The sequence below is a fragment of the Pseudomonas sp. KH_046_1 genome, from assembly GCF_057839025.1.
Map to the genome: position 1 here is coordinate 5,874,051 of NZ_CM174481.1, position 14,694 is coordinate 5,888,744.

General features: G+C 58.9%; 15 protein-coding genes. 11 read left to right on the forward strand and 4 right to left on the reverse strand.

The annotated features are described in order from the left end of the window. Positions 1-7: 7 nt before the first annotated feature. Together AC3IT9_RS26955 and AC3IT9_RS26960 are read right to left on the reverse strand one after the other, a co-directional pair. A complete protein-coding gene (locus AC3IT9_RS26955; protein ID WP_489271392.1) occupies positions 8-538 on the reverse strand; it encodes a DUF5943 domain-containing protein in 531 nt (176 codons plus the stop codon). A gap of 213 nt (positions 539-751) precedes the next feature. Next, complete coding sequence (locus AC3IT9_RS26960; RefSeq protein WP_150725129.1) at positions 752-1,729, reverse strand: dipeptidase; 978 nt, start codon at positions 1,727-1,729, stop codon at positions 752-754. Positions 1,730-1,964: 235 nt separating this feature from the next. Here AC3IT9_RS26960 and AC3IT9_RS26965 point away from each other — a divergent pair, with 235 nt between their 5' ends. The 5 genes from AC3IT9_RS26965 to AC3IT9_RS26985 all read left to right on the forward strand — a co-directional run bounded on the left by AC3IT9_RS26965 (position 1,965) and on the right by AC3IT9_RS26985 (position 6,490). Then, entirely contained in the window at positions 1,965-2,366 is a 402-nt protein-coding gene (locus AC3IT9_RS26965) for a lysozyme inhibitor LprI family protein (RefSeq protein WP_150756178.1), read from the forward strand. 213 nt (positions 2,367-2,579) lie between these two features. After that, positions 2,580-2,834: a type II toxin-antitoxin system RelE family toxin gene (locus AC3IT9_RS26970; RefSeq protein WP_429366804.1), complete on the forward strand. Its 255-nt coding sequence runs from the start codon at positions 2,580-2,582 to the stop codon at positions 2,832-2,834. Next, positions 2,818-3,141, forward strand: coding sequence for a helix-turn-helix domain-containing protein (locus tag AC3IT9_RS26975; RefSeq protein ID WP_489271393.1), 324 nt, complete (start codon positions 2,818-2,820; stop codon positions 3,139-3,141). The genes AC3IT9_RS26970 and AC3IT9_RS26975 overlap by 17 nt, the downstream gene beginning before the upstream one ends. 33 nt (positions 3,142-3,174) lie before the next feature. Then, complete coding sequence (locus AC3IT9_RS26980; protein ID WP_150725126.1) at positions 3,175-3,591, forward strand: DUF3010 family protein; 417 nt, start codon at positions 3,175-3,177, stop codon at positions 3,589-3,591. 163 nt (positions 3,592-3,754) lie between these two features. Further along, positions 3,755-6,490: an RHS repeat domain-containing protein gene (locus tag AC3IT9_RS26985; RefSeq protein WP_489271394.1), complete on the forward strand. Its 2,736-nt coding sequence runs from the start codon at positions 3,755-3,757 to the stop codon at positions 6,488-6,490. A 5-nt stretch (positions 6,491-6,495) separates the two neighbouring features. Here the strand turns inward: AC3IT9_RS26985 and AC3IT9_RS26990 are convergent, their stop codons facing one another. Then, positions 6,496-7,491 carry a GlxA family transcriptional regulator gene (locus AC3IT9_RS26990; RefSeq protein WP_489271395.1) on the reverse strand — a complete coding sequence of 332 codons (996 nt, stop codon included), beginning with the start codon at positions 7,489-7,491 and terminating at the stop codon, positions 6,496-6,498. Positions 7,492-7,715: 224 nt separating this feature from the next. On the opposite strand from AC3IT9_RS26990, the gene AC3IT9_RS26995 reads away from it, so the two are divergent. The 6 genes from AC3IT9_RS26995 (at position 7,716) to AC3IT9_RS27020 (ending at position 13,221) form a co-directional block, all read left to right on the forward strand. After that, complete coding sequence (locus AC3IT9_RS26995; protein ID WP_489271396.1) at positions 7,716-8,660, forward strand: choline ABC transporter substrate-binding protein; 945 nt, start codon at positions 7,716-7,718, stop codon at positions 8,658-8,660. 94 nt (positions 8,661-8,754) lie between these two features. Then, positions 8,755-9,642, forward strand: a complete 888-nt coding sequence (cdhC, locus tag AC3IT9_RS27000) for a 3-dehydrocarnitine:acetyl-CoA trimethylamine transferase CdhC (RefSeq protein ID WP_150725122.1) — start codon at positions 8,755-8,757, stop codon at positions 9,640-9,642. Positions 9,643-9,784: 142 nt separating this feature from the next. Continuing rightward, entirely contained in the window at positions 9,785-10,750 is a 966-nt protein-coding gene (locus AC3IT9_RS27005) for an L-carnitine dehydrogenase (RefSeq protein ID WP_150725121.1), read from the forward strand. Positions 10,751-10,914: 164 nt separating this feature from the next. Further along, positions 10,915-11,391: a thioesterase family protein gene (locus AC3IT9_RS27010; protein WP_150725120.1), complete on the forward strand. Its 477-nt coding sequence runs from the start codon at positions 10,915-10,917 to the stop codon at positions 11,389-11,391. A gap of 13 nt (positions 11,392-11,404) precedes the next feature. Next, positions 11,405-12,568 (forward strand): gamma-butyrobetaine dioxygenase, encoded by a 1,164-nt coding sequence (locus AC3IT9_RS27015; RefSeq protein ID WP_489271397.1) that lies wholly within the window; start codon positions 11,405-11,407, stop codon positions 12,566-12,568. Between the two features lie 386 nt (positions 12,569-12,954). After that, a complete protein-coding gene (locus AC3IT9_RS27020) occupies positions 12,955-13,221 on the forward strand; it encodes a hypothetical protein (protein WP_007995656.1) in 267 nt (88 codons plus the stop codon). A 110-nt stretch (positions 13,222-13,331) separates the two neighbouring features. Here AC3IT9_RS27020 and gbdR read toward each other — a convergent pair whose 3' ends face one another. After that, positions 13,332-14,435, reverse strand: a complete 1,104-nt coding sequence (gbdR, locus tag AC3IT9_RS27025; RefSeq protein WP_007975492.1) for a choline metabolism transcriptional regulator GbdR — start codon at positions 14,433-14,435, stop codon at positions 13,332-13,334. Positions 14,436-14,694 lie beyond the last annotated feature (259 nt).

Here is a 14,694-nt window from a genome sequence, read left to right on the forward strand (position 1 = left end):
CCTCGACTTACAACGGCTTGACGGTGAACAAGCCGTCTTCGTGGCCCTCTTCGGAGCCACCGTAGACTTGTTCGGCCACGGTGCGGATCTTGCTGCCGCGAGCGGCGAGGATCTGATCCATGGCCCCTGCAAACCAGCCAGTGAACATGTAGTCGACCTTGCGCCCGACCTTGCCGTACACATAGACGAATGCCGAGTGTTCGAGCTTGACGTTGGCGGTGCCTTTGTCGAGGTCGATGTCCTGGATCTTGAACAGGCCCCAGCCGCGCTGCGACAGGCGCTTCATGTAGTGCTCGAACACCGCGACGCCTTCCAGGCCATGGCATTCGGCTTCTTTTTCACACCAGTGCCAGGCGGACTTGTAGCCGGCCTTGTAGAGGATTTCGGCATAGGCTTCAGCGCCCAGCACTTCCTCGATGCCCATGTGGTTGTTGACGAAGAAATGCCGTGGCACATACAGCATCGGCAGGGCGTCGGAGGTCCAGACACCGGTTTCGCTGTCGACTTCGATTGGCAATTGCGGGGCGATCTTAGCCATGGAAACTTAACTCCAGAAAATTCGTGGTCAGTGCTTAGCAAAGCTTTTGCTTTGCTCTTATAAACAAGCCGTGTGAATGACTTTGGAGCCGTAGCGAGCACGTCGAGAGCAAGGAAGGACCGGAGCGACAAGCGAGACAGTACGGGACGTACGGCGAGCTTGGCGCGAGGACCTGACGCAGCTATCGGCGAGCGGAGTAGGCTCCAGAGTTATTCACTCGCCCCAGACGTCTTTCAGGACGCTTACCCAGTTCTCGCCCATGATCTTGCGCACCACGCGCTCGGAGTGGCCGCGCTTGAGCAGGGTCTCGGTCAGGTTCGGGAACTCGCCCACGGTGCGGATGCCCAGCGGGTTGATGATCTTGCCGAAGCTGGTCAGACGGCGGGCGTAGCCCTTGTCGTGGGTCAGGTATTCGAAGAAGTCCTGGCCGTGGCCCTGGGTGAAGTCGGTGCCGATGCCGATGGCGTCTTCGCCGACGATGTTCATCACGTACTCGATGGCTTCGGCGTAGTCGTCGATGGTCGAATCGATGCCCTTGGCCAGGAACGGCGCGAACATGGTCACGCCGACAAAGCCGCCGTGGTCGGCAATGAACTTGAGCTCTTCATCGGACTTGTTGCGCGGGTGCTCCTTGAGCCCCGACGGCAGGCAGTGGGAGTAGCAGACCGGCTTCTTCGATTCGAGGATGACTTCTTCGGAAGTCTTGGAACCGACGTGGGACAGGTCGCACATCACGCCAACCCGGTTCATCTCGGCGACGATTTCGCGACCGAAGCCCGACAGGCCGCCGTCACGCTCGTAGCAACCGGTGCCCACCAGGTTCTGGGTGTTGTAGCACATCTGCACGATGCCGACGCCGAGCTGCTTGAACACCTCGACATAGCCGATCTGGTCTTCAAAGGCGTGGGCATTCTGGAAGCCGAAAAGGATACCGGTCTTGCCCTGCTCCTTGGCCTTGCGGATGTCGGCGGTGGTGCGGACCGGAATTACCAGATCGCTGTTCTCGCGGATCAGCTTCTGGCTCGCGGCGATGTTGTTGACGGTGGCCTGAAAGCCCTCCCACACCGACACGGTGCAGTTGGCTGCCGTCAGACCGCCCTTGCGCATGTCTTCGAACAGCTCACGGTTCCATTTGGCAATGATCAGACCGTCGATAACGATGCTGTCGGCGTGTAATTCGGCTGGGCTCATCAGGCTGTCCCCTATTAGCGATTCATGCGCCGAATCGTCTGCCGGCGCTTTGGGGCCAGCATATGCCTCGGTGCGGGGGCAGCCGGGTGCAAAAACGACAGGGGGTTTGCCGAAAGCGTCAATCCGCGACAAAGGGTCGTCGCCAGGCACAATCACCGACCTGTTCAAGGCCTTCGGCTTGGGCCAGAATTCGCCGCATCACTGGATGCTTCACTGGACAAGAGCGGCGACGATAATGAAATCGATCATTCTGGCAATGGCACTGATTGCGACCGGCGTACACGCAGCGGAGGTGTCCGACGACAACCCGTGCGACAAAGTCGAAAACGACGTCCAGACACTGGAATGCTCGGCCTTCAGCAAAACCTCCGCCGAAGACCTGCTCAAGGAGAACCTCCAGGGCCTGACCGAGCGCATGCAGTCGCAGTACGGCAAAACCCCGTCGCAACTGGCCGACATCACCGCCAAGATCAAAGCCGCCCAACAGCAATGGCTGAAGACCCGCGACGCAGACTGCGCCGTCGAAGCCTTCCCGGCCACCGCCGGCAGCAAGGCGCTCACCATTGCCCAGAACGATTGTGTGGCGCGGATGAGTGATGAACGGTCGGAGTTTTTGGAGTCGATTGGGCAGGAATAGTCCTGAATGTCCCGCTGAAAGCTGGCACTACCACCAGCTTTCAATCGCCAAAAAACCCTTTTCCCACAAAGCACTCTGATCTGACCTACAGCTTCTTTCCATAGCCGCTGCTCTGCGGACTTTTCACGCAACATGCCGACAAATGTTGTTGGTAGTCGCCCGAGAAAATATAAGCAAAGATTCGCAAATCTTATAAAAGACTTATATTCTTCCATGAACAGCATTCACTGGACTCGAAAGGCCGTTAAGCAACTCTTGCGATTGCATTCCGTTCACCAGATTCAGGTTCGTGATGCCATCACCGCGCTCGCTGACATGCCTGATGTGAGTCAGGTCAAGGCACTCGTTGGTCATGACTACGCTTATCGACTGCGCGTCGGTAACTACAGGGTCATGTTCAACTGGGATGGCGCGATCAAAGTGGTCAGTATTCAAGAGGTCAAAAAACGCGATGAACGCACCTACTGACGTTCAAATCATCAACGACGAAAACGGCAACCCCGCATTCGTGGTCATCCCCTATGCGCAATATGTCGCGCAAAGGATTGAGCCAGGCCTGATCCCCCACGAGGTGGTCAGCCGTATCGTCGATGGAGCCACTCCCATCCGCGCCTGGCGCGAACACTTGAACCTTACCCAGGATGAAGTAGCCAAACGCATGGGTATTTCTCAACCCGCATTCGCCCAACAGGAAACAGTCGCCAAGCCCCGTAAAGCCACTCGCGAAAAAATCGCCTCGGCGTTTGGCATCACCGCCGGTCAACTCGAGCTGTAAGCTGCATGCCATCAGCCAGTAAAGGGATTCAACATGAAAGTCTGCGGCATCGAAATCAAAGGCAGCGAAGCGATCATCGCCGTGGCCATGCTGGACGGTCAGGCGCTGGGCCATGTCGCGCTCGCCACCAAGAAAATTGCCCTGGACGATGACGACGAGGCCGCTAACGTCAAACTGTTCGCCGCTCAGGTCGCTTCGTTTGTCCGTGAGAATTCCATCGACCGCATTGCGATCAAGAAGCGCAGCAAGAAAGGCGAGTTCGCCGGCGGGCCGACGACGTTCAAGATCGAAGGGGTTTTCCAGTTGCTGGAGAATTGCGAGGTGATCTTGCTGTCGCCGCAGACCATCAATGCCCAGGCCAAAAAGCACAATTTTGAGCTCCCAGGGACACTGAACAAGTATCAGCATGAGGCGTTCAAGGCGGCGTGTTCGGCGTTGATGAAGAAGTAAGCAGACTCAAAAAAATCCATCCGGCGCCAGATCCACGCTGGCGCCCTCTTGTACCGTCCCCCACCGCTGCTCTTAAACAGACGCAACCCTGTCATTTATGATAGTTAGCAGGCTAAAAACCAAGCGCATACATTGGAACTTTCCATGAGCGCTCGACAATCACATGACTGACCTCCTGCAGACCAACATTCACCACGCCACCCCAACCCTGATGGCACAGGACCCACGCCGCCAGTCGATTCGTAGCGTGGCCTACTACCGTGCCCACCTGGAACAAACGCCTGAACCGCGAATCAATCGCCAGGCTTACAACCCGAACGGGCACCTGAGCGCCGGCTGGGACCCACGACTATGGCCGACGCAAGGCCAACCTAATCTGACCATGGTGTACGGCCTCTCCGGCGAGCCATTACTGAGCAGCAGCGTTGATGCCGGCTGGAGAGCAAGACTGCCGGGAGCCAGAGGCGAGCTTCGATTCGAGTGGGATGGTCGACAGAATCAACGTCAGATCGAGTACGACAACCTGCTACGCCCGATCGCCATCTCAGAGCAAGCTGTCAACGCTGCCCCTGCCACGACTGAGCGGATGGTCTATGCCGACAGCCACGCCGAGTACAGCTCACATAATCAGTGCGGACGCCTGATTCGCCACGACGACACGGCTGGCTGCCTGCATCTCAATGAATACAACCTTGCGGGCACCCGGCTAAGCGAATCCCGGCAATTCATGAACGACCTGTCAGTTGCCAATTGGCCAGAGCGCTTGACTGACCGCGACAACAAACTCGAAGCCGAAAATGAAACCACCCAATGGCGCTTCAACACCCTGGGCGACCTGTTGACCCAGACCGATGCACGGGAGAACCAAAGACGATTGGACTATGACGTCGCAGGCCTGCTCACACAGATAATCCTCAAACGCAGGCATCTGCCGGCCAAAACGCTACTCAGGAACAGGCGCTACAGCGTCAGTGGTCAGATCGAACACGAAACTGCGGGTAATGGTGTGACGACAACCCGCCGTTATGACGCTCTAAGCGATCGCCTGCTGCAACTCACCTCAAGTCGTCCAGGCCATGCGCTCCAGGACCTTGCCTACGCCTACGACCCTGTCGGCAATATCACCCGTATCCGGGACTCGGCCACAGCTATACGCTTCTTCAGGAACCAGCGTACTGACCCCGCCAACCACTATCGATATGACACGCTCTCTCAATTGATAGAGGCAAGCGGTCGAGAATCCGTTGCCACAAGCCAGGGTCCCTTAACGCGCCCGTCGCAATCGACAGTGACAAATAGCTACAAACAGACATTCTCATATGATCCCGCAGGAAACCTACAAACCCTCATCCATGAAGGTCTTCGAAGTTACACCCGTGAGATGGTGACCGAATCTTCAAGTAACCGCAGCTTGCCAAAACCGCAGGCAGGTGAGCCGGACTTCATCAAGAGCTTCGACAGCAACGGCAACTTGCTGGTCCTGTCAGCCGGCTTACAGGCCATGCATTGGGATAGCCGCAACCAATTGAGCAAGGTCATCCAAGTCATCAGAGATGGGGCACCGAATGACGATGAATGCTATCGCTACGATGCCCACGGCCAGCGGCTACGCAAGGTGCTCCATCGCAAAGCAAAATCTGTGACCTTGGCCAGCGAAGTACGTTATCTGCCCGGGTTGGAGATCCATTACAACGGTCGCGAAGAAGTACGATATGTCATGAATGCTGACGCCGGAGATTGCAACGCGCGGGTTTTACATTGGCACGAAGATCCGCCCGAAGGCATTGCCAATGGCCAGATCCGTTACAGTTTGGGCGATCACCTCGGCTCCTGCACGCTGGAACTGGACGAGGATGCCGCGCTGATAAGCCAGGAAGGTTACTACGCCTTCGGTGGTACTGCCTGGTGGATTGCTCGAAGTGACGCCGAGGCCAGTTACAAGACCATTCGGTATTCAGGAAAGGAACGGGACGCTACCGGACTTTATTACTATGGACTTCGTTATTACGCACCCTGGTTACAGCGCTGGATCAACCCGGATCCGGCGGGTGATATCGATGGGCTCAACCACTACAGGATGGTTCGAAACAATCCGCTGCGATTCAAGGACAGCCAGGGGCTTTCGCCGGTTGAGCCTATCAATGAATCGGAACAGGAAATGATCGCCTCTGGGCAGACAATACTTTATCGACGTGCCGATGAATTGCCGAAAAAACAGAAGCGGGAATTCGAGCAAGATTTCTCGGCTGCTATAGACCTCACGAATAATGCGATTTCGTCTCTCAGCGAACCCAACCTATCCGCAGAGACAATACTCAAGCTAAGAAATGTTTATGGTCAAAGGGGCAGCAGACAATATCTAGAGCTGGCGGCAAACGCTGCTAAAGAGAAACTCGAGAAAATTCTATCTGGTGCATTGGAGGATTATGTCAGCGGTACCCGCTTTGTCTTCACTGCGAACAACCCACACGCCCCTGATGAGCGGGCATTTTCATTCCCGTCGGAATCTAAAGCGAACAAGTTTATTTACTTGAATGCCAAGGCCCGCGAACAGTCAGCTATATACCGGTCAGGGACGATATTTCACGAACTCAGTCACGTATATGCAGATACGCGTGATTATTGGGATTTGTTTGCCAGTACCTCGCGTAACGACACAGAGGCGGTCAATGAAGCCAACTTCAATGAGGACATCGAGGCCTCCTTCCAGATTGCCAAGGATGGCCCGAATCTTTCAGGGATACCCGATAGGCACAAACTCGCCGTACAGGAACATATTCGCCAGGCAATGCGTACGCATCAAACAACAGAACATCAACAGTGGGCTGCGCAAATAACTATAACCACTGACAACGCTGACAGCCTGACTGCACTGGCCCTCCAGTTCAGGTCCCGGTAGGAACACTAAATAACCGGTGCCTCTGTGGGCGGGGGTTGCGGCACACCGGCACCTTGCCGACCGCCAACACTGCGCCGATCCTCCCGCGGGCACCGATCATACTTCGCCCGATAACTGCGGGTGAAGTACGACGGCGATTCAAATCCGCAGGCAATGCTCACCTCCAGCACGCTCATGTCCGTCTGGCGCAACAACTGCCGGGCCTTTTCCAGCCGTAAGCGCAGGTAGAAATTACTCGGTGTGTCGTTCAGATGCAGGCGAAACAGGCGCTCCAGCTGTCGCCGCGTCACCTTGATCGATTCCGCCAGTTCCAGCGTGCTCAGCGGCGGTTCGCTGTGCTGTTCCATCTCACCGATCACATGCACCAGTTTCTTGTTGCTGATGCCGTAACGCGTGGCGACTTCCATGCGCTGGTGGTCTTTGCGCGGGCGGATGCGGCCGAGCACGAATTGCTCGCTGACCTGGATCGCCAGATCGGGGCCGTGGGCCTGGGCGATCAGATCCAGCATCAGATCAATAGAGGCGGTGCCGCCGGCGGAGGTGATGCGACGGCGGTCGATCTCGAACAGCTCCTGGGTGACGCTGAGCTGTGGATAGGATTCCTTGAAGGCGTCAATGGCTTCCCAGTGCAGGGTCAGGCGATGGCCATCGAGCAGGCCGGCTTCCGCGAGGATGAAACTGCCGGTGTCGATGGCGCCGAGGGTCACGCCTTCGTTGTCCAGCCGGCGCAGCCAGTGTTCCAGTGCTGGGGTGGTGAACTTCAGGGGTTCGAAACCGGCGACCACCAGCAGTGTCGCGCCTTTCTTGAGCGGCTCCAGCGCCGCATCGGCGTTGACCGACATGCCGTTACTGGCCAGCACCGCCCCGCCATCCGCGCTCAGCACATGCCAGCGATACAGCTCGCCGCGAAAGCGATTGGCGACCCGCAACGGCTCGATGGCCGAGATAAATCCGATGGCCGAGAAACCCGGCATCAACAAGAAGTAGAAATCCTGGGACATGGAGCGCACTCGCTTAGCAGGTAACAAGAGGCAAGGTAACGAGAGGGCGGGCAGCGTAGAGATGTTGATACGCCAGTTGCGAGCGGCATTCAAGAGCACAGGTCGCTGCAGTGCAAGAGCTGGTCGCCGCAGTGCGCTTCCATCGGTGCTTTGCTGCGTAACTTGGCATCACCGGCGCACCAGACACCGGAACTCACAATAAACGAACTGCCGAGGAACCTGAGATGAAACGACTGATCAGCAGCTGTGTTCTTGCACTCAGTGGTACCGCTTTGCTGAGCGCCAGTGTCATGGCCGCCGAACCCGCCGCATGCCAGAACGTGCGCATGGGTGTAGTGAACTGGACCGACGTGATCGCCACCAGTGCCATGACCCAGGTATTGCTCGATGGCCTCGGCTACAACACCAAACAAACCAGCGCCTCCCAGCAAATCATCTTCGCCGGGATCCGCGACCAGCGTCTGGACCTGTTCCTCGGCTACTGGAACCCGCTGATGACCCAGACCATCACCCCGTTCGTCGACGCCAAACAGGTCAAGGTGCTTGAAGCGCCAAGCCTGCAGGACGCCCGCGCGACCCTCGCCGTGCCGACCTACCTCGCCGACAAGGGCCTGAAAACCTTCGCGGACATCGCCAAGTTTGAAAAAGAACTGGGTGGCAAGATCTACGGCATCGAGCCTGGCTCGGGCGCCAACACCCAGATCAAGGCGATGATCTCCAAGAACCAGTTCGGCCTCGGCAAGTTCCAGCTGGTCGAATCCAGCGAAGCCGGCATGCTTGCCGCCGTGGATCGCGCCGTACGTCGCAACGAAGCCGTGGTGTTCTTCGGCTGGGCGCCGCACCCGATGAACGTCAACGTCAAGATGACCTACCTCACCGGCAGCGACGACGCCCTCGGCCCGAACGAAGGCAAGGCCACCGTGTGGACCGTCACCGCGCCGACATACACCGAACAATGTCCGAACATCGGTCGTCTGCTGAGCAACCTGACATTCACCGCCGAAGACGAGAGCCGGATGATGCAGCCGCTGCTGGATCACAAGGACGCTTTCGAGTCGGCCAAGCAATGGATCAAGGATCACCCGCAGGACAAAAAACGCTGGCTTGAAGGCGTCACCACCTTCGATGGCAAACCGGCCGCTGAAAACCTGAAACTGACCAGTAAATAAACCGAACGAACCACCGACTCGCAGCCCCAACGGGCTGCGAACGGGACCACCACGCCTGGCCAAAGCCAAAAACTCGCCTGTAAGGAACCGCCAAATGAACCACGACGTCATCATCACCTGCGCACTCACCGGTGCTGGCGACACGACCAGCAAGAGCCCCCACGTGCCGGTCACCCCGAAACAAATCGCCGCTGCCGCCGTGGAAGCCGCCAAGGCCGGTGCCACCGTGGTTCACTGCCATGTGCGCGACCCGCAAACCGGCAAGTTCAGCCGTGACGTGGCGCTGTACCGCGAAGTGATGGAGCGCATCCGCGAGGCGGACGTCGACATCATCGTCAACCTCACCGCCGGCATGGGCGGCGACCTGGAAATCGGTGCCGGTGAAAATCCGATGGAGTTCGGCCCGAACACCGACCTGGTCGGCCCGTTGACCCGCCTGGCCCACGTCGAAGAACTGCTGCCGGAAATCTGCACCCTCGACTGCGGCACCCTGAACTTCGGCGACGGTGACACCATTTACGTCTCCACCCCGGCCCAGCTGCGCGCTGGCGCCAAACGCATCCAGGAACTGGGCGTGAAAGCCGAGCTGGAAATCTTCGACACCGGCCACCTGTGGTTCGCCAAGCAGATGATCAAGGAAGGCCTGCTGGATAACCCGTTGTTCCAGCTGTGCCTGGGTATCCCTTGGGGCGCTCCGGCGGACACCACCACCATGAAAGCCATGGTCGACAACCTGCCGGCCGACGCGGTTTGGGCCGGCTTCGGTATCGGTCGCATGCAGATGCCGATGGCGGCGCAAGCGGTGTTGCTCGGCGGCAACGTACGGGTCGGGCTGGAAGACAACCTGTGGCTGGACAAGGGCGTGCTGGCGACCAACGGCCAACTGGTCGAACGTGCTGGCGAAATCCTTAGCCGGCTCGGCGCCCGCGTCCTGACCCCGGCTGAAGGCCGGGCAAAAATGGGCCTGACCAAGCGCGGTTGACCCTTACACACTTTCCCCCTGTGGGAGCGAGCCCGCTCGCGATAGCGGTTTACCTGCCTCAATTGATGCATCGGATGTACCGACGTCATCGCGAGCAGGCTCGCTCCCACAGTTTTTTCCGAGCCAAATTCAGGAAATTGCCATGAGCTTTATCACCGAAATCAAAACCTTCGCAGCGTTAGGCAGCGGTGTCATCGGCAGCGGTTGGGTGTCCCGCGCCCTCGCCCATGGCCTGGATGTAGTGGCCTGGGACCCGGCCCCCGGCGCCGAAGCCGCCTTGCGCAAACGCGTCGCCAGTGCCTGGGGCGCGTTGGAGAAACAAGGCCTGGCGCCGGGTGCATCGCAGGATCGCCTGCGCTTTGTCGCGACCATCGAAGAGTGCGTGCGCGATGCCGATTTCATCCAGGAGAGCGCCCCGGAACGGCTGGAGCTGAAACTGGACCTGCACAGTAAAATCAGCGCGGCGGCCAAGCCCAATGCATTGATCGGTTCCAGCACCTCTGGCCTGCTGCCGAGCGAGTTCTACGAGAGTGCCACGCACCCGGAACGTTGCGTGGTCGGTCACCCGTTCAACCCGGTTTACCTGCTGCCGTTGGTGGAAGTGGTCGGCGGCAAAAACACCGCCCCTGAAGCAGTGCAAGCGGCGATGAAGGTCTATGAATCCCTGGGGATGCGCCCGCTGCACGTGCGCAAGGAAGTACCGGGTTTCATCGCCGACCGCCTGCTCGAAGCGCTGTGGCGTGAGGCGCTGCACCTGGTCAACGACGGCGTGGCGACCACCGGCGAAATCGACGATGCGATCCGCTTCGGCGCGGGCTTGCGCTGGTCGTTCATGGGCACGTTCCTGACCTACACCCTGGCCGGTGGCGATGCCGGCATGCGCCACTTCATGGCCCAGTTCGGCCCGGCGTTGCAGTTGCCGTGGACCTACTTGCCGGCGCCGGAGCTGACCGACAAACTGATCGACGATGTGGTCGATGGCACCAGCGATCAACTGGGCAAACACAGCATTTCGGCGCTGGAGCGCTATCGTGATGACTGCCTGCTGGCGGTGCTGGAAGCGGTGAAGACCACCAAAGAGAAGCATGGGATGGCTTTCGCCGAGTAACCCCCAGGCTTTGGGCCAGCAGCACTGGCCCCATCGCGAGCAAGCTCGCTCCCACAGGGGATCTGCTGAGTGACATAGATTGTATTCACACTGCAAATCACTGTGGGAGCGAGCTTGCTCGCGATAGCGGCAGTCCAGTCACCACACAAATTGGATCAGAAACCATGCCCACCCTCACCACCTACCAAACCACCATCATCCCCGACTGGGTCGACTACAACGGCCACCTGCGCGACGCCTTCTACTTGCTGATTTTCAGCTACGCCACCGATGCCCTGATGGATCGCCTGGGCCTGGACAGCAACAGCCGCGAGGCCAGCGGCAACTCGCTGTTCACCCTCGAACTGCACCTCAATTACCTGCACGAAGTGAAGCTCGACGCCCAGGTCGAAGTGCACACCCAAATCATCGCCCACGACAGCAAACGCGTGCACCTCTATCACAGCCTGCACCTGGTCGGTGATGCCCAGGAACTTGCTGGCAACGAACAGATGCTGCTGCACGTGGATCTCGCCGGGCCGCGTTCGGCGCCGTTCAGCGAACTGTCCTTGAGCCGACTGCAAGCCATCATCGCCGAACAGGCGGACCTGCCAATGCCCGACTATATTGGCCGAGTGATCGCATTACCGCCAAAAAAATAACAAGGAGATCACCATGAACACCGCCGCTGCATTTGCCGACTTTCGTACCTATCCGTTGATCAGCGCGTTGACTGGCGTGCAGACCCTGGCGGACCGTGTTCTGGTGAAGTGGGCCGACAATCGTGTCAGCCCTTTCCACCATCAATGGCTGCGGGATAACTGCCCGTGCCCGCAGTGCGTCTACACCGTGACCCGCGAACAAGTGCTGGAAATCGTCGATGTGGCTCAAGACCTGACGCCTGAACAAGTGCACATCGACACCGAAGGTTGCCTGTCGGTTGACTGGCAGGACGGTCACAGCAGCCGCTTCGACCCCGGCTGGCTGCGCGCCCACGCCTATGACGACGAGTCCCGCGCCGAGCGTCAGGCACGCAAGCCAAAAGCCAGGCTCTGGCACAGCGATTTACAGCTGCCAGTGTTCGAGTATCAAGCACTGATGAACGACTCCGACGCCTTGTTGCAATGGTTATTGGCAGTACGGGATGTCGGATTGACCCAGGTCCGAGGCGTGCCCACCGAACCCGGTTCTCTGAAGCTGATCGCCCAACGCATTTCCTTCATCCGCGAGAGCAATTTCGGCGTGCTGTTCAATGTGCAATCCAAGGCCGACGCCGACAGCAACGCCTACACCGCCTTCAACCTGCCGCTGCACAGCGATTTGCCGACCCGGGAGTTGCAACCGGGGCTGCAATTCCTGCATTGCCTGGTCAATGACGCCGAGGGTGGCGAGAGCGTTTTTGTCGATGGTTTTGCCATTGCCGACGCCTTGCGCCGGGAAGATCCGGAGGCTTTCAAAAGCCTCTGCGAAATCCCCGTGGAGTTTCGCAACAAGGACCGTCACAGCGACTACCGCTGCCTGGCACCGATCATTGCCCTGGATGCCTTGGGGCAGGTGTCGGAAATCCGCATGGCGAACTTTCTGCGCGGGCCGTTCGATGCCTCGGCGGAGCAAATGCCCAAGCTCTACCACGCCTATCGGCGCTTTATCGCGATGACCCGCGAGCCTCGATTCAGGTTGATGCAGCGGCTCAATCCCGGGGAGCTGTGGTGCTTCGACAACCGCCGCACCCTGCATGCCCGCAACGCCTTCGACCCCGCCACCGGGGCACGGCATTTCCAGGGCTGCTATGTGGACCGGGATGAGTTGTTGTCGCGGATTCTGGTGTTACAGCGCTAGACCGCATCATCGTTCATCGCGAGCAGGCTCGCTCCCACAGTTGATCGGGTTCTCCCATGGGAACGCGGTTGAATGGGGGAGCGAGCCTGCTCGCGAAGGCGTCGGCCCAGTCACTGCATAACTCACCGATTCACAAGCAAAAAAAAGCCCCGATCAAGCCGTGACAGGATCGAGGCAGAGGGTACTGTTGAGGAGCTGCCGTGCGAGGGTGACCAAACCTTCGTGAAGCGAGCTGAGTCCAGTGTGCCCACTCCCCCGCGAACCAGGTTAGCCGAAAACGACATGTTCATAACCAATTGAGCCATTGCGACAATTCGCCCTTGCCGACACCCGGCACCCCCACCAGAATCGAACCACGACACCGTTCCCTGAAGAAGGATTGCGTCATGATGCACGCCGATTTGATAGACCAGGAAGACCTGTTGGGCCAGCTCAAGTCGTTGGGATTCGAAGTGCCCACCGGCGCCACCGCCGAGCAAGCTTGCGAATGCGCGGTACGGGGTTTGAACGATGTGCGGGCGATGACGCTGCGGACCATGGTCAAGCAGATGTACACCAGCAGCGCGACCATTTTGCCGGCGGTACGCCAGGCGATCGACAAGCAGTTGTTGCCTGCGTTGGCGGAGTATCAGCAGAGCCACACAGGCCGATAAAAAGCCTTCGCGAGCAAGTCGGATCGCCGCACCGCCGCTCCCACATTGGTTCTGTGAACGACACAGATCAAATGTGGGAGCGGGCTTGCTCGCGAATGCAGCGCCTCGGTCTAGAGCCTTACACTGGCAAACGTCGACTCATTGCGCGCCTGGCTCAGCGCCGACAACGGGCCGGACAACGGTGACAGCACCAGCGCCTGTGGCAAAGGCATCATTGCCACTTGCTGGGTGGTGTTGGACCCTACGCGCTCGTCACGCGGCGGAATGCCGAAGTATTCGCGGTAGCACTTGGAGAAGTGCGGCGTGGACACGAAGCCACAGACCGACGCCACTTCGATGATCGACATCGGCGTTTGCTTGAGCAGCTGGCGCGCACGGATCAGGCGCAGCTTGAGGTAGTAACGCGACGGCGAGCAGTGCAGGTATTTCTGGAACAGCCGCTCGAGCTGACGACGGGACACCGCGACATACACTGCCAGTTCGTCCAGATCGATCGGTTCTTCGAGGTTGGCCTCCATCAACGCGACGATTTCCTGCAACTTCGGCTGGTTGGTGCCGAGCATGTGCTTGAGCGGCACACGCTGGTGATCCTGCTCGTTGCGGATGCGCTCGTAGACGAACATTTCCGAAATGGCCGCCGATAGCTCACGACCGTGATCGCGGCTGATCAAGTGCAGCATCATGTCCAGCGGCGCGGTGCCGCCGGAGCTGGTGAAACGGTTACGGTCGAGGGTGAACAAGCGGGTGCTCATCGCTACACGCGGGAAAGCTTCCTGCATCGCTGCCAGACATTCCCAGTGCACACTGCAATCAAAACCATCGAGCAGGCCGGCGCAGGCCAGGGCCCAGCTGCCGGTGCACACCGCGCCGAGGCGGCGGGACTGGCGGGCCTGGCTTTGCAGCCATGACACGTGTTCGCGGGTAACAGTGCGCTGGATGCCGATACCGCCGCAGACGATGACGGTGTCCATTGGCGGGGCTTTGTGCATGGAGGCGTCGGGGGTGATCTGCAGGCCGTCACTGGCCCAGACCTGGCCGCCATCGACGGTGAGGGTGGTCCAGCGATACAGCTCGCGACCGGACAATTGGTTGGCCATGCGCAGGGGTTCCACTGCGGAGGCCAGAGAAATCAGCGTGAAATTGTCCAGCAGCAGAAAGCCGATGGATTGAGGCGCACGGTTCTGGGGTTGGGCCCCGGAGTTGAACGTCGTCATCGCGGTATCTCCTCACACAAAGCGGGTGATGGCCTCAGGCGGAGGCTCTTTTTATTGCCATCGTTCTCGCGTGGGAGACGGGCTTTGTAATGACAGAGCAATTGCCATGCCTAAATTTGAATGCGCGTTCAATAACTCCTAAAAACGACGTCGGAATGTGTCTACATATGTCTTGCAAGGCAGGGGGATTTAAATGGCCATCAGGACTGGCAAGCGCCCCGGCCCACAAGCCGTGAGCAATTCGGTAGCACTTGTGGGA

Excerpts from the sequence above, each read along its gene's own strand:
- AC3IT9_RS26970 (WP_429366804.1), top strand. The coding sequence starts at position 2,580 with ATGAACAGCATTCACTGGACTCGAAAGGCCGTTAAGCAACTCTTGCGA.
- AC3IT9_RS27020 (WP_007995656.1), top strand. The coding sequence starts at position 12,955 with ATGATGCACGCCGATTTGATAGACCAGGAAGACCTGTTGGGCCAGCTC.
- AC3IT9_RS26960 (WP_150725129.1), bottom strand. The coding sequence starts at position 1,729 with ATGAGCCCAGCCGAATTACACGCCGACAGCATCGTTATCGACGGTCTG.
- cdhC (WP_150725122.1), top strand. The coding sequence starts at position 8,755 with ATGAACCACGACGTCATCATCACCTGCGCACTCACCGGTGCTGGCGAC.
- AC3IT9_RS26995 (WP_489271396.1), top strand. The coding sequence starts at position 7,716 with ATGAAACGACTGATCAGCAGCTGTGTTCTTGCACTCAGTGGTACCGCT.
- AC3IT9_RS27005 (WP_150725121.1), top strand. The coding sequence starts at position 9,785 with ATGAGCTTTATCACCGAAATCAAAACCTTCGCAGCGTTAGGCAGCGGT.
- AC3IT9_RS26985 (WP_489271394.1), top strand. The coding sequence starts at position 3,755 with ATGACTGACCTCCTGCAGACCAACATTCACCACGCCACCCCAACCCTG.
- AC3IT9_RS26990 (WP_489271395.1), bottom strand. The coding sequence starts at position 7,491 with ATGTCCCAGGATTTCTACTTCTTGTTGATGCCGGGTTTCTCGGCCATC.
- AC3IT9_RS26975 (WP_489271393.1), top strand. The coding sequence starts at position 2,818 with ATGAACGCACCTACTGACGTTCAAATCATCAACGACGAAAACGGCAAC.
- AC3IT9_RS26980 (WP_150725126.1), top strand. The coding sequence starts at position 3,175 with ATGAAAGTCTGCGGCATCGAAATCAAAGGCAGCGAAGCGATCATCGCC.
- AC3IT9_RS26955 (WP_489271392.1), bottom strand. The coding sequence starts at position 538 with ATGGCTAAGATCGCCCCGCAATTGCCAATCGAAGTCGACAGCGAAACC.
- AC3IT9_RS27015 (WP_489271397.1), top strand. The coding sequence starts at position 11,405 with ATGAACACCGCCGCTGCATTTGCCGACTTTCGTACCTATCCGTTGATC.
- gbdR (WP_007975492.1), bottom strand. The coding sequence starts at position 14,435 with ATGACGACGTTCAACTCCGGGGCCCAACCCCAGAACCGTGCGCCTCAA.
- AC3IT9_RS27010 (WP_150725120.1), top strand. The coding sequence starts at position 10,915 with ATGCCCACCCTCACCACCTACCAAACCACCATCATCCCCGACTGGGTC.
- AC3IT9_RS26965 (WP_150756178.1), top strand. The coding sequence starts at position 1,965 with ATGAAATCGATCATTCTGGCAATGGCACTGATTGCGACCGGCGTACAC.